Origin of the sequence: Pasteurella oralis (assembly GCF_002850605.1) — a bacterium.
GTDB lineage: Bacteria > Pseudomonadota > Gammaproteobacteria > Enterobacterales > Pasteurellaceae > Pasteurella > Pasteurella oralis.
This window is the reverse complement of sequence record NZ_NXGB01000001.1, coordinates 123,967-136,890: the sequence shown is the minus strand read 5'-3', so window position 1 is coordinate 136,890 and position 12,924 is coordinate 123,967. Positions and strand designations below refer to the sequence as shown.

The window sequence follows — 12,924 nt, the reverse complement described above, 5'->3', positions numbered from 1 at the left end:
TCTACAGCGCACTTTTGCGTAAAATAGTCATAATTTGCCCTTATTCTACACGAAATCATAATATTAAGGAAAATATGTCTGGCTTATCTCTTACTTTGACCCCTATTGCAATCGTACATAGCCCCTATAAAGAAAAATTTTCTGTGCCACGCCAACCTGATTTAGTACAAGATGGTACTGGAATTATCGAATTACTCCCCCCTTATAATCAACCTGAATGTGTGAGAGGATTAGCACAATTTAGCCATCTATGGCTAATTTTTCAATTTAATAAAGTGCCAACAGGTAAGTGGAGTCCAACCGTTCGTCCGCCTAGATTAGGAGGTAATCAACGTATTGGTGTTTTTGCCTCACGTTCCACCTATCGTCCTAATCCACTCGGCTTATCAAAAGTTGAATTACGCCATATCGAATGTCAACACGGTAAAGTACTACTGCATTTAGGTGCAATTGATTTAGTTGATGGCACACCTATTTTTGATATCAAACCCTATCTTGCTTATGCAGATAATCAGCCCAACGCCAAATCTGGTTTTGCCCAAGATAAACCTATACACCAATTACACGTCACTTTCAGTGAACAAGCACAAAGTACACTACAAAAAATTGAAAAAAATCGACCGCACTTTCAACGTTTTATTACCGAAGTTATTGCACAAGATCCGCGTCCTGCTTACCAACAAAATAAGTTGTCAGATCGCATCTATGGTATTCGATTACATGAATTTAATGTTCGTTGGAAAATGCAAGAAAATAGCTTAAATGAAGTGATAGTCTTAAATATTGAAGAAGTTACAGTATCGTTGTAAATCAAAGTGCAGTCATACTTAGCAAAAGCTGACTGCACCGAGCAAATTATTTAGAAATATTTTTCACATCGATTTCAGTTCTATTCCACTCTTTATCAACATATCCTTGAATAGTAATTTTATCTGTTGGTTGGATCGTTTGACCTCGCCAAGCACGCTTGCTTACATCAATTTGGACTTCAGTACCTGCGATATCGCGAAACACAAATTCATCATCATCAATTTGTTTGATAATGTGGCCTTCAATCGTAACAGGTGTTTTATCTGCTGAATTTAAAGCCTCTTTTGCTGTTTTTACGACAGTCGAACCATCATAAAAGCCACCTCTCCCTTGTTTACCATCATGCTTAGGTGCAAACCCACCTTGTGCAACAGCAGCGCTTGATACAGCTAATACGGAAACTAATGCGATTAATTTTTTCATAATACATTCCTATATAAATAAAAGTAAGTTGAGTGAGTATTCAAATGGCTTATTGCCTTTTGATGGTTGTATTAAACAATAGAAATATTAAGAAAAGCTTAACAATTACTCAATTGAGTGTTTTTTATTCAAAAAATCGCTACTTATGAATTTTCTCTTTTATAATATCGATAAACTCTACTTCAAATTGAGATAAGAATGTTAAATAAAATTGATCGCTGGTTAACTCAACAACTCCCCGCACCCCATCTTATAGGCATCAAACGTTTTAATATTGAATTTTTATTTTTTGGCTTAAAAGAAATACGCGCTTGCCTATTTGCAGGATTATTTTTTATCGCCATGTTCATCACACCAAAATCAGGGCTACTTGGTTTGCCACGTTATGATGTATTGCTGATTTTCGCTATTCTCGTGCAACTCATTATGTTTTATACAAAATTTGAAACAGTAGATGAAATCAAATCCATTACTTTGTTTCACTTTATCGGTTTTATACTAGAACTTTTTAAAACCTCAAGTAGCATTCAATCTTGGTCCTATCCTGATTTTGCTTACAGCAAAGTATTTGGTGTACCCTTATTTACAGGCTTTATGTATGCTGCTGTTGGTAGCTATATCATTCAAGCTTGGCGCTTATTTGATCTCAAGATAGAAAGCCATCCCCCTTACTTTTTATCTACCTTAACTGCACTTCTCATTTATCTTAACTTTTTCACACACCATTATATTGGGGATTATCGCTGGTATTTAGCCGCTTTTGTCTTAGGATTATATGCAAGGACAACTGTATATTTCACCCCTTATGATAAACCTCGCAAAATGCCACTCCTGCTTGCATTTATGTTAATTGGCTTCTTTATTTGGATTGCTGAAAATCTAGCCACTTTTATAGGTATCTGGCGCTATCCAAATCAAATCGGTGCGTGGTCAATAGTGCATGTTAGTAAATGGAATGCTTGGACATTGTTAGTTGTGATGACTTTTACTATTGTGGCGAACTTAAAGCACATCAAAAAGACCATTCAAGTAGCAAAAGGTTAAAATTTTACAAAAAAAGACCGCACTTAATAGTACGGTCGACGTTGGCAAAATTTTAAATTAGTAAGTACTGGTGCTCGTTGTAGTACGACTTGCACGTTTACGATCCACTTCTGTTAATAATTTTTTACGAATACGAATCGAACTTGGTGTAACTTCAACTAATTCATCATCATCAATAAACTCAATTGCTTGTTCTAAACTGAAACGGACTGGTGGCACTAATACTAAAGCTTCATCTTTACCAGAAGCACGCATATTGGTTAGTTTTTTACCTTGTAAACAGTTTACGGTTAAGTCATTTGAACGACTATGAATACCAATGATTTGTCCCTCGTACACTTCAGTACCGTGATCAATCATCAATTTACCACGCTCTTGTAAACCAAATAGCGCATAGGCAAGTGCTTTACCTGTTGCATTCGAAATAAGAACACCATTTTTACGCTGACCAATTTCGCCTGCTTTGACATCATCATAGTGACTAAAGCTTGAATATAACAAACCTGTACCTGAAGTCATGGTCATAAATTCACCACGGAACCCAATTAAACCACGACTTGGAATAACATATTCTAAACGAGTACGACCTTTACCATCTGGCACCATATCACGGACTTCACCTTTACGAATACCTAAAGCTTCCATGACTGCACCTTGATGTTGTTCTTCAATATCAATCGTTACTTGTTCAAATGGCTCTTGTTTACGACCATCTACTTCTTTATAGATCACACGTGGACGCGATACAGCAAGCTCATAGCCTTCACGGCGCATATTCTCAATTAATACTGAAAGGTGTAATTCACCGCGACCAGATACACGGAACGCATCTGGATCTGGCGTTTCTTCAACACGTAATGCTACATTATGTACTAACTCTTTATTTAAGCGCTCAAGAATTTGGCGAGAAGTCACATATTTACCTTCTTTACCACAGAACGGTGAAGTATTTACACAGAAGAACATAGTGACCGTTGGTTCATCCACACTTAATGCAGGCAATGCTTCTACATTATTGATATCACAAATCGTATCAGAAATGTTTAATTCGCCTAATCCCGTTAATGCAATAATATCACCAGCATAAGCACGCTCAGTTTCATAACGCTGTAAGCCTAAATGACCTAATACTTGACCAATTTTTCCTGCACGTGCTTTACCTTCAGTATCAATAATTGTCACTGTTTGGTTCGGTTTCACTGAACCACGTTTAATACGCCCAATACCAATGACACCAACATAATTATTATAATCAAGCTGTGAAATTTGCATTTGGAAAGGTTGTTCAAGTTCTACTTTTGGCGGTTCTACATATTTTATGATTGCTTCAAATAATGGTGTCATATCAGATGCCAACTGGTCATGCTCTAAACCAGCGACACCATTTAACGCAGAAGCATAAATAATTGGAAAATCTAGCTGCTCATCCGTTGCACCTAAGTTAACAAACAGATCAAAAACTTGATCAACTACCCAATCAGGACGCGCACCGGGACGGTCAACTTTATTAATAACCACAATTGGTTTTAAACCATGAGCAAAAGCTTTTTGCGTCACAAAACGCGTCTGTGGCATTGGACCATCAAAAGCATCTACAATTAATAGCACACAGTCTACCATTGACATCACACGTTCTACTTCACCACCAAAATCCGCATGTCCCGGTGTATCAACGATATTAATACGATAATCATTCCAGTTAATTGCTGTATTTTTGGCTAAAATCGTGATGCCACGTTCTTTTTCGATGTCATTAGAATCCATGACACGCTCATCACCATCATTACGTGATGCATCTAATGTGCCTGATTGTTGTAAGAGTTTGTCAACAAGGGTGGTTTTACCATGGTCAACGTGAGCGATAATTGCGATATTACGCAATTTATTGATATCTATTTTATCTGTCATTGAGAAAAATCTTATGTATTGAAAATATGAAAAGTTCTTTTTCTGACCGCACTTCTAGCTAAAAAATGTGCGAAAGGGGCAAGATTATACAATATGCCCCTTCTCTAGTCATTAAAAAACTACTATTTTTCTCTTAAATAATGCTTAATTGCACTTGGCAACTTTATGAAGTCTTTGATTATCCGAAATATAAGATTTGCATTTAATCGTTCTTTTTTAGAGTTCACAAATCCTAATTTTTCATATACAAAGTCAGGAGGCAATAATATATCATTTATATAATTTTCTTTTTTAACTGGAATTAAATTAGTTTGACTAGATATATTCTTAGTAGAAGTTGGGAAATGTTCATATAATAAGCTACCAGGTGAAATAGAATAAAAATTAACACTATAATTTTTCTGTAAAAAATATAGTGCTTCAAGATCGGCATCTTTATTATGATAATGAAATTTACTAGAAATATTTTTAAAATCAGGTAACAAGCTAATTATGTTAGTTTTTTTAGGTTCAAAAGCATAACTTTTGCTATTACTCTCATAAAAATCAATACCTGTTAAATAAATATCAGTATAACCCATTGCTATAGCAACAGCGCACATATAAATACCCGATGTAATTCTCTGACTTTCATATAATTCTTTATAACGGAGATAAATATCAAAATCCGATAATTTAGATAAATATTCTTCATACCCGTTAATCACATCTATGAATAACTTTTTTATATTTTCACTTTTGCTTAAATCTACAGTCGGATGATTAAAAGAAGACAATATAATTTTATCAACAGAATATTCATTATTCTTTCTCAAATGATATAAAGTATAGTATTGCTCTAAAAGTACTCCTGGAGTAAAAAAAGCAGCTTTAATCTTTTTACCTAAAAAGTAATGATCCTCAAAATAAAATTGATTACAACGAAAAACATCATAGTTCACAGGTAATAAACTGTAATCAACTTGAGTTAAACTAGCACCATTACCAGCAACCACAACACTCTTACATTCTCGGCTCCTTTCAACCTCGTCCATATCATTCTCCCATACTATACGTTACATATATTTTAAGAGTAACATACATGTGATAAAAACTCGAATTAAAACTAGATTTATACTATAAGTTTTATTATATTCATTAATTCCAAATACTACTCTAAATCTAAGGACTCACTATATGCCAAACACAGCTGCCATCGCCAATGTATTCAAGTTAATTGAAGAATACGATATCAAATTTGTCCTACTTCGCTTCACAGATATTAAAGGCAAAGAACACGGTGTTTCCTTGCCAATAAGTCTAGTTGACGAAGATTTATTTGAAGATGGAAAAATGTTTGACGGCTCTTCAGTAGAAGGTTGGAAAGCAATTAATAAAGCCGATATGTTATTAATGCCAATACCTGAAACTGCCGTCGTTGACCCTTTCGCACAAATCCCCACTCTTTCCCTTCGCTGTAGTATCTATGAACCAACAACAATGCAAAGCTATGATCGTGATCCTCGCTCAATTGCTATCCGCGCAGAAAATTATATGCGTTCAACAGGAATTGCAGATGAGGCATTCGTAGGTCCTGAACCTGAATTTTTCCTATTTGACGATGTGCGTTTTGATGTTTCGATGAATAGTAATGCTTATTCAGTTGATGATATCGAAGCAAGTTGGAATAGTAATAAACGCTATGAAGATGGTAACAACGGCTACCGTCCATTAAAAAAAGGCGGATATTGTGCCGTTGCCCCTATTGACAGCTCACATGATATCCGTTCTGAAATGTGTCTTATTTTAGAAGAAATGGGATTAGTCATTGAAGCTCATCATCATGAAGTCGCTACCGCTGGTCAAAATGAGATTGCCACGAAATTTAATACCTTAACAAAAAAAGCGGATGAAACCCAAATTTATAAATATGTTGTACAAAATGTTGCCTATGAGCACGGCAAAACTGCTTGTTTCATGCCTAAACCCATTACAGGTGATAATGGTTCTGGAATGCATTGCAACATTTCATTAAGTAAAGCGGGTAAAAATGTCTTCCAAGGAGATAAATATGCAGGTTTATCAGAAACTGCACTGTATTTTATCGGTGGTATCATCAAACATGCTAAAGCATTAAATGCTTTTACTAATCCAACCACTAATTCTTATAAACGTTTAATCCCTGGTTTTGAAGCTCCTGTCTTATTAGCTTATTCTGCAAGCAACCGTACGGCTTCAATTCGTATCCCAGCAGTCACAAACCCGAAAGCGATTCGTATTGAAGCACGTTTCCCTGACGCACTAGCAAACCCATACCTTGCTTTTGCCTCGCTTCTAATGGCTGGATTAGATGGGATTACGAATAAACTTCATCCAGGCGACGCCATGGACAAAAATCTGTATGATTTACCGCCTGAGGAATTACAAAACATCCCTGCGGTTGCCACATCATTAGAAGATGCTCTCAGCGCATTAGCAAAAGATTATGAATTTTTAACGAAAGGAAATGTATTCACTAAAGAGTTCATTGACGCTTTCATCGCTATTAAACGTAAAGAAGTAGAACGTTTAAATATGACGCCCCATCCTGTGGAATTTGAAATGTATTACGCATAGATAAAAAAGACTATTCAATTTCATTATCACTGAAGCTCTCTATAAGAGAGCTAAATTTACGCTAAATTAGGAAGTTACTATTATGTATATCTTTAAAAAATCTATTTCTATCATATTAGCTTGTTCAGTAGCAGGTTGCCTTAGCCTGACTGACGTTGAAATTGGTACTTTAATAGAAGATGAACCAGGTCAATTTAGCAAATTTCGTTGTGAAAATGGCTATAAAGGCTCTATAAAATATAGAAACAATGGTCGAGTAAGCATCGCATTTAGCGATGGTAAGGATAATTATGTCACTTATATTAATAAGATTTCTACTGAATCAGGTACACTCTATGTTAATGATAAAAGAACATTAAAATGGCATGAGCAAAGTGGTACAAACATATTTACTTATCCTGCTCGTGATTATTCTACAACAGGTAAGCTATTAACTACTCGCTGTCAAAAATATTAATTGTAATAAAGTGTATTTTTAACCTTGCGTTATTGAGATTCTTTATTTACTGAGTCAGGTAGAATAAAATATATTTTTATAAATAGACATAATGAATAATTTAATCACTTTTTTACTAAAAATTTCTCCACTACATAAAATAATGGTATTAGATCATAGCCACACAGAGTTGGTATTTTATTTTCTTCATGCTAAAAATTAAATAATTTTTTATTAAACGTAAAATAAAAAAACCCAGCAAACGCTGGGTTTTTAATTTTTACTTCAGAAAATTATTCAGCAACAACGATAACGTTAACTGTTGCAAATACTTCGCCATGAAGTTGGAACTTAACGTCGTGTTCACCTAAAGTACGGAGTGGACCAGTTGATAAACGAACTTCACTTTTAGCCACTTCAACACCCGCTGCTGTTACTGCTTCAGCAACATCACGAGTAGTGATAGAACCGAATAAACGACCTTCATCACCAGCTTTAGATGCGATAGTTACAGAACCTAGTTCTGCTAATTTTGCTGCACGAGCTTGTGCTACAGCTAAAACTTCAGCTGCTTTCGCTTCTAATTCTGCGCGACGCGCTTCGAAATATTCAATGTTAGCTTTAGTTGCCATCACTGCTTTACCCTGTGGGATTAAGAAGTTACGTGCAAAACCTGATTTAACGTTTACTTGATCACCTATGTTACCAAGGTGAGCTACTTTATCTAAAAGAATTACTTGCATTACCGTATCCTCTCTTTAATTACTGATGATTGTCAGTGTACGGAAGTAACGCTAAATAACGTGCACGTTTAATAGCACGAGCTAATTGACGTTGATACTTCGCACGAGTACCGGTAATACGGCTTGGAACAATTTTGCCGCTCTCTGTGATATAGTTCTTTAATGTAGCAACATCTTTATAATCGATTTCAACTACATTTTCCGCTGTAAAACGGCAGAACTTACGACGACGGAAATAACGTGCCATTTGGCTAGTCTCCTAATCTATAAATTCGATTTGCTCGGCATGTAATACTAATTGGCTTAAACCATTTGCGGTTTTATGTGAGCTAACGAAACCCACCACCAAAAGCTGACTGCCGACCGTAATGCTTTGAGTTTTTTCTATTAATTGATTACCACTCACTTGAATTGGCATTTTACACCAAGCCTGCCGGCTTAATCCTGCCTCTTGCTGTATAGAACGGTGTTCTAACAAAAATTGGCAATGCACAATTCCATTAGGGCTTTTTGTTCGTTTTAATTGACTGGCAACTTGACCCATCAAGGAAAAACGATTATCAATTTTTAAATTACTCTTCAGCATCCTCAAAATCGTTGTTTTCAACTTCAGCTAAAGCTTTACGATCGTCTTTTGCTTTAACCATTGGGGACGCTTCTGTTACGGCGTGCTTAGTACGAATGATTACGTTACGAAGAACTGCGTCGTTGTAACGGAAAGTTGTTTCTAGCTCGTCGATGACTTCTTGAGGCGCTTCTACATTCATTAACACATAATGTGCTTTGTGTAATTTATTGATTGGGTACGCTAATTGGCGACGGCCCCAATCTTCTAAGCGATGAATTTGACCGCCAGCTTCTTTTACAGAACCTGTGTAACGTTCAATCATGCCTGGTACTTGTTCGCTTTGGTCCGGATGAACCATAAACACGATTTCGTAGTGTCGCATTACTGCTCCTTACGGGTTAATCAGCCTCTGACTGTTAGACCAGCTACCAATCTGCAGAAGCAAGGAACGAAAATTCAATGTAGCTGTAAGGTGGTGAATTATACAGATAATTAGGGGTTTTGCAAGATAAAGTGCGGTCTGTTTTTTAAAAATCTTACTCTTTTTACACTCGCTAAATCACATAAAAAAGAACCGCACTTTTGATCGCGGTTCTCTTAATAAATAGCCTAAATTTACATCCACGCATTGTTGCGAATAATGCCAACCGCAATGCCCTCAATTTCAAAATTGGGTTGTTGATTCAAATCAACAACAATGGGTTCAAATTCCTCATTTTCAGCATGAAGATAAATAACCGAACCTTTACGTTCCAAACGTTTTACTGTCACTTCATCTTCAATACGTGCGACAACTACCTGACCATTACGTACATCTTTTGTACTATGAACTGCGAGTAAATCACCATCTAAGATGCCGATATCTTTCATTGATTGTCCATAAACTTTCAATAAAAAATCAGCTTGTGGTTTAAACATATTTGCATCAACTTTGTAAGTTCCTTCAATATGTTGTTCTGCCAAAATAGGCTCCCCAGCCGCTACTCGTCCGACTAATGGCAATCCATCATTCTCATTACTGACGGCTTCATCTTCAAACAACAACCGAATACCACGTGACGTACCAGAAAGAATTTCAATTACTCCCTTCCTTGCAAGGGCTTTTAAATGCTCTTCAGCTGCATTAGGTGAACGAAAACCAAGTTCTTTCGAAATTTCCGCACGAGTCGGTGGCATACCAGTAGTTTCTAAATGATGTTTTAGAAAATCATATACTTCTTGCTGACGTGCTGTCAGTGCTTTAAATGGCTTCATAAATCACCCCTGTTTTTATATACAGAATAACTGTCATTATATACAGATATACTAATATTGCAATCTTTTCTTCTTTATTATTAAGACAATTATTCAGTGAATAATACTTAGACATGAATTAGTCACTCAGCTATATCATAAGTAAGATAATCATATAGCGTTAAAAAACCATTATCAAATGCTTGAAATTTAATTTTTCGATTATCAATTTCTATTACTTTTGTAATATATTAACCATATAAACAATACATATAGTTTCTGATTGATTAAATATCTCTCCCCATTTTATCCAAGCAAAAAAGTGGAATCATTAGACCAAATGGCGATGGACTGTTATTGAATCAGCAATAAGCTGTTTATTTTATCCATATTATGTTGCCAACCGTAGCGCTATCCATCACAAATTCACTATTATGACAATAGGATACTCTCAATCTCACGACTATTATGCCATCGACTTGATTTTTGCCACTTAATGCTTCTGTCCCGACTTAGATTTGACTTCTTAAGGCTAACTATTTTTTATACAAAAAAGTATATGCAGTTCTTTTATTCAACGACTCACGCTTTTTAATTTTTATGGTAAACTAACGTAAATTTTTCTAATAAACCTATAAAAAACGGAAATTCACTATGTTTAGTTTTCTAAATATGTACCGCAAAGTATTGGAATTGCCTTTATCCTTTTTAGTAAAAAACAATCCAATTCCACACAATCCTATTGAAGAATTGAAACTTGATACAACTCAGCCAGTCGTTTATGTTTTGCCCTACACATCGCAGACTGATTTAGTTATTTTCCGCAAAAACTGCCTCAGTGTTGGCTTGCCCGATCCTTTTGAAAAAAATGAAATCGAAAATCAAACCTTACCTCGTTTTGTCTTTTTAGATGAGGGACGTCGCTTTTTTAAATCAAAAGGGGCAAAACAAGAAACGATCAATGTATTTAACAAATACTTAGAATTACACCGCACTTTGCCTACGCTTGATGTACAGCTCATTCCTGGCTCGGTGTTATGGGGACGTTCACCGGGTCATGAAAGCAAATCAGGTTTACCACAATTACGTTTATTAAGTGGTATTCAAAAAGTCATTGCTGCCATTTGGTTTGGTCGTGATACCTTTGTTCGTTTCTCTCAAGCTGTCTCTTTACGCTATATGGTTAATGAACATGGTTCTGATGAAGCGATTGCACATAAATTAGCTCGTGTTGCCAAAATGCATTTTTCTAAACAACGTATTTCAGCAACGGGACCACGCTTACCTAACCGTCAAGCAATGTTCAATAAACTACTTGAATTGCCCACTATTTTAGATGCTATAAAAGATGAAGCAAAATCAAAAAACATTAGCGAAGAAAAAGCAACAGAAGAAGCGAAAAAAATTCTGAATGAAATTGCAGCCAACGTAAATTATGAAGGTTTACGCGTAGCCGATCGCTTTTTACGCTGGTTATGGAATAAGTTGTATCAAGGTATTGATGTACAAAATGCCGATCGCGTCCGCAAACTAGCACTCGATGGACATGAGATTGTCTATGTGCCTTGTCATCGTAGCCATATTGATTATTTATTACTTTCTTACTTACTTTACCATCAAGGTTTAGTACCACCACATATTGCCGCAGGTATTAATCTCAACTTCTGGCCTGTGGGGGGCATGTTCCGCCGTGGAGGCGCATTCTTCATTCGCCGTACTTTCAAAGGTAATCGACTATATTCCACAATTTTCCGTGAATATTTGGCAGAGCTTTTCCATCGTGGCTATCCTGTCGAATATTTTATCGAAGGTGGCCGCTCACGTACTGGTCGTTTACTTGCGCCTAAAACAGGTATGATGTCAATGACATTACAAGCTCTTCTGCAACGCCAAACTCGCCCAATTTCTGTAGTGCCAGTTTATGTAGGTTATGAACACGTATTAGAGGTTGATACGTATGCAAAAGAATTACGTGGTGCAGCAAAAGAAAAAGAAAATGCAGGATTAGTGTTACGTGTTATAAAAAAATTACGTAACTTAGGTAAAGCTTACGTGAACTTTGGTGAGCCAATCACGTTAAGTAATTTCCTAAACAGCCATTATCCTGAATGGAAAGAAAATATTAATAATGAAGAACGTCCACAGTGGTTTAACCACGCAGTAGACAGCGTATCGCATCAAGTCATGGTCAATATTAATAATGCTGCAGCAGTTAATGCAATGAACTTAACTGGAACTGCATTATTATCTTCGCGCCAACGTGCACTATCACGTGAACAGCTCTTAGAACAGTTAGAAAGTTACCAGCAATTTCTACAAAATGTGCCTTATTCACAAGATATTGTCGTACCAAGTGATTCGCCTGAAACGATGCTAGAACACATCCTCAAACTAGAGCGAGTAGGGCTGATTGTGGAAAAAGATAATTTTGGTGAAATTATCCGTTTAGAACGTAACGCGGCAGTGTTAATGACATATTACCGTAATAACATTCAACATTTGTTTGTGTTGCCATCATTAGTAGCCAGTATCGTGTTGCATTATGAAGCAATCCAAAAACCATTAGTCCACGATGCTGTTAGTAAAATTTATCCATTCTTGAGAAGCGAATTATTCTTGTCTTTCTCACAAGAAGCACTGCAAGAGCGTGTTGACCAGATAATCGCTGAATTTGAACGCCAAGAGGTGATTAAATGTAATGCTAATATGCTGTCTATTAATAAATCACGAGTCAGAATGTTACAACTTTGGTCTTCTGGTGTACGTGAAATCTTACAACGTTATTACATCACGGTCAGTATTTTAGAAAAAGATCCAACTACGCCACGTGCAAGTTTAGAAAAAGATAGCCAATCAGTAGCACAACGTCTCTCTGTATTGCACGGTATTAATGCGCCAGAATTTTTTGATAAAGCAGTATTCTCCGCATTTATTGCTAGCCTCAAACAAGAAGGTTATTTCAATGATGAAGGTATTGCAAATACTGAAAAACTCAGTGAAATTATCGAAATTCTAAATCAAGTGATTTCAACAGAAGTGACGCTGACAATCAAAGGTGCAATTGCCAAAATTGAAGAAGAGTAATTAAACTCACTAAAACAAAAAGTGCGGTTAAAATTTCCAAAATTTTGACCGCACTTTTTTCTCTTTAATAAAACAGGATC

At 36.1% G+C, this 12,924-nt stretch carries 13 protein-coding genes; 5 read left to right on the top strand and 8 right to left on the bottom strand.

Features of this window, described 5'->3' with window-relative positions:
- Window positions 1-74 precede the first annotated feature (74 nt).
- A complete protein-coding gene (gene tsaA / locus C0975_RS00690) occupies window positions 75-809 on the top strand; it encodes a tRNA (N6-threonylcarbamoyladenosine(37)-N6)-methyltransferase TrmO (RefSeq protein WP_101774491.1) in 735 nt (244 codons plus the stop codon).
- A 46-nt stretch (window positions 810-855) separates the two neighbouring features.
- Here the strand turns inward: tsaA and C0975_RS00685 are convergent, their stop codons facing one another.
- Window positions 856-1,233, bottom strand: a complete 378-nt coding sequence (locus C0975_RS00685) for a YgiW/YdeI family stress tolerance OB fold protein (protein ID WP_101774490.1) — start codon at window positions 1,231-1,233, stop codon at window positions 856-858.
- A gap of 198 nt (window positions 1,234-1,431) precedes the next feature.
- Between C0975_RS00685 and C0975_RS00680 the strand changes: the two genes are divergently transcribed.
- Window positions 1,432-2,277 carry a DUF817 domain-containing protein gene (locus C0975_RS00680; protein ID WP_101774489.1) on the top strand — a complete coding sequence of 282 codons (846 nt, stop codon included), beginning with the start codon at window positions 1,432-1,434 and terminating at the stop codon, window positions 2,275-2,277.
- A 57-nt stretch (window positions 2,278-2,334) separates the two neighbouring features.
- Here C0975_RS00680 and typA read toward each other — a convergent pair whose 3' ends face one another.
- Window positions 2,335-4,185: a translational GTPase TypA gene (gene typA / locus C0975_RS00675; protein ID WP_101774488.1), complete on the bottom strand. Its 1,851-nt coding sequence runs from the start codon at window positions 4,183-4,185 to the stop codon at window positions 2,335-2,337.
- A 122-nt stretch (window positions 4,186-4,307) separates the two neighbouring features.
- The gene (locus tag C0975_RS00670; RefSeq protein WP_101774487.1) at window positions 4,308-5,219 is read right to left on the bottom strand and encodes an alpha-2,3-sialyltransferase; all 912 of its coding nucleotides are present in this window, start codon (window positions 5,217-5,219) and stop codon (window positions 4,308-4,310) included.
- Between the two features lie 142 nt (window positions 5,220-5,361).
- Here C0975_RS00670 and glnA point away from each other — a divergent pair, with 142 nt between their 5' ends.
- Both glnA and C0975_RS00660 read left to right on the top strand, forming a co-directional pair.
- A complete protein-coding gene (gene glnA, locus C0975_RS00665; protein WP_101774486.1) occupies window positions 5,362-6,780 on the top strand; it encodes a type I glutamate--ammonia ligase in 1,419 nt (472 codons plus the stop codon).
- A gap of 82 nt (window positions 6,781-6,862) precedes the next feature.
- Window positions 6,863-7,237 carry a hypothetical protein gene (locus C0975_RS00660; RefSeq protein WP_101774485.1) on the top strand — a complete coding sequence of 125 codons (375 nt, stop codon included), beginning with the start codon at window positions 6,863-6,865 and terminating at the stop codon, window positions 7,235-7,237.
- A 272-nt stretch (window positions 7,238-7,509) separates the two neighbouring features.
- Here C0975_RS00660 and rplI read toward each other — a convergent pair whose 3' ends face one another.
- The 5 genes from rplI to lexA all read right to left on the bottom strand — a co-directional run bounded on the left by rplI (window position 7,510) and on the right by lexA (window position 9,781).
- Window positions 7,510-7,959, bottom strand: a complete 450-nt coding sequence (rplI, locus tag C0975_RS00655; RefSeq protein ID WP_101774484.1) for a 50S ribosomal protein L9 — start codon at window positions 7,957-7,959, stop codon at window positions 7,510-7,512.
- Between the two features lie 19 nt (window positions 7,960-7,978).
- Window positions 7,979-8,206 carry a 30S ribosomal protein S18 gene (rpsR, locus tag C0975_RS00650; RefSeq protein ID WP_005717555.1) on the bottom strand — a complete coding sequence of 76 codons (228 nt, stop codon included), beginning with the start codon at window positions 8,204-8,206 and terminating at the stop codon, window positions 7,979-7,981.
- Window positions 8,207-8,218: 12 nt separating this feature from the next.
- On the bottom strand, window positions 8,219-8,545 hold the full coding sequence (gene priB / locus C0975_RS00645) for a primosomal replication protein N (protein WP_101774483.1): 327 nt from the start codon (window positions 8,543-8,545) through the stop codon (window positions 8,219-8,221).
- On the bottom strand, window positions 8,532-8,909 hold the full coding sequence (rpsF, locus tag C0975_RS00640) for a 30S ribosomal protein S6 (protein WP_046339564.1): 378 nt from the start codon (window positions 8,907-8,909) through the stop codon (window positions 8,532-8,534). The genes priB and rpsF overlap by 14 nt, the downstream gene beginning before the upstream one ends.
- Window positions 8,910-9,142: 233 nt before the next feature.
- Window positions 9,143-9,781 carry a transcriptional repressor LexA gene (gene lexA, locus C0975_RS00635; protein ID WP_101774482.1) on the bottom strand — a complete coding sequence of 213 codons (639 nt, stop codon included), beginning with the start codon at window positions 9,779-9,781 and terminating at the stop codon, window positions 9,143-9,145.
- A gap of 633 nt (window positions 9,782-10,414) precedes the next feature.
- Here lexA and plsB point away from each other — a divergent pair.
- The gene (plsB, locus tag C0975_RS00630; RefSeq protein WP_101774481.1) at window positions 10,415-12,844 is read left to right on the top strand and encodes a glycerol-3-phosphate 1-O-acyltransferase PlsB; all 2,430 of its coding nucleotides are present in this window, start codon (window positions 10,415-10,417) and stop codon (window positions 12,842-12,844) included.
- Window positions 12,845-12,924 lie beyond the last annotated feature (80 nt).

What these genes read in the sequence shown, in the direction of transcription:
- tsaA (WP_101774491.1), top strand. Translation starts at nt 75, where the DNA reads ATGTCTGGCTTATCTCTTACTTTGACCCCTATTGCAATCGTACATAGC.
- C0975_RS00685 (WP_101774490.1), bottom strand. Translation starts at nt 1,233, where the DNA reads ATGAAAAAATTAATCGCATTAGTTTCCGTATTAGCTGTATCAAGCGCT.
- C0975_RS00680 (WP_101774489.1), top strand. Translation starts at nt 1,432, where the DNA reads ATGTTAAATAAAATTGATCGCTGGTTAACTCAACAACTCCCCGCACCC.
- typA (WP_101774488.1), bottom strand. Translation starts at nt 4,185, where the DNA reads ATGACAGATAAAATAGATATCAATAAATTGCGTAATATCGCAATTATC.
- C0975_RS00670 (WP_101774487.1), bottom strand. Translation starts at nt 5,219, where the DNA reads ATGGACGAGGTTGAAAGGAGCCGAGAATGTAAGAGTGTTGTGGTTGCT.
- glnA (WP_101774486.1), top strand. Translation starts at nt 5,362, where the DNA reads ATGCCAAACACAGCTGCCATCGCCAATGTATTCAAGTTAATTGAAGAA.
- C0975_RS00660 (WP_101774485.1), top strand. Translation starts at nt 6,863, where the DNA reads ATGTATATCTTTAAAAAATCTATTTCTATCATATTAGCTTGTTCAGTA.
- rplI (WP_101774484.1), bottom strand. Translation starts at nt 7,959, where the DNA reads ATGCAAGTAATTCTTTTAGATAAAGTAGCTCACCTTGGTAACATAGGT.
- rpsR (WP_005717555.1), bottom strand. Translation starts at nt 8,206, where the DNA reads ATGGCACGTTATTTCCGTCGTCGTAAGTTCTGCCGTTTTACAGCGGAA.
- priB (WP_101774483.1), bottom strand. Translation starts at nt 8,545, where the DNA reads ATGCTGAAGAGTAATTTAAAAATTGATAATCGTTTTTCCTTGATGGGT.
- rpsF (WP_046339564.1), bottom strand. Translation starts at nt 8,909, where the DNA reads ATGCGACACTACGAAATCGTGTTTATGGTTCATCCGGACCAAAGCGAA.
- lexA (WP_101774482.1), bottom strand. Translation starts at nt 9,781, where the DNA reads ATGAAGCCATTTAAAGCACTGACAGCACGTCAGCAAGAAGTATATGAT.
- plsB (WP_101774481.1), top strand. Translation starts at nt 10,415, where the DNA reads ATGTTTAGTTTTCTAAATATGTACCGCAAAGTATTGGAATTGCCTTTA.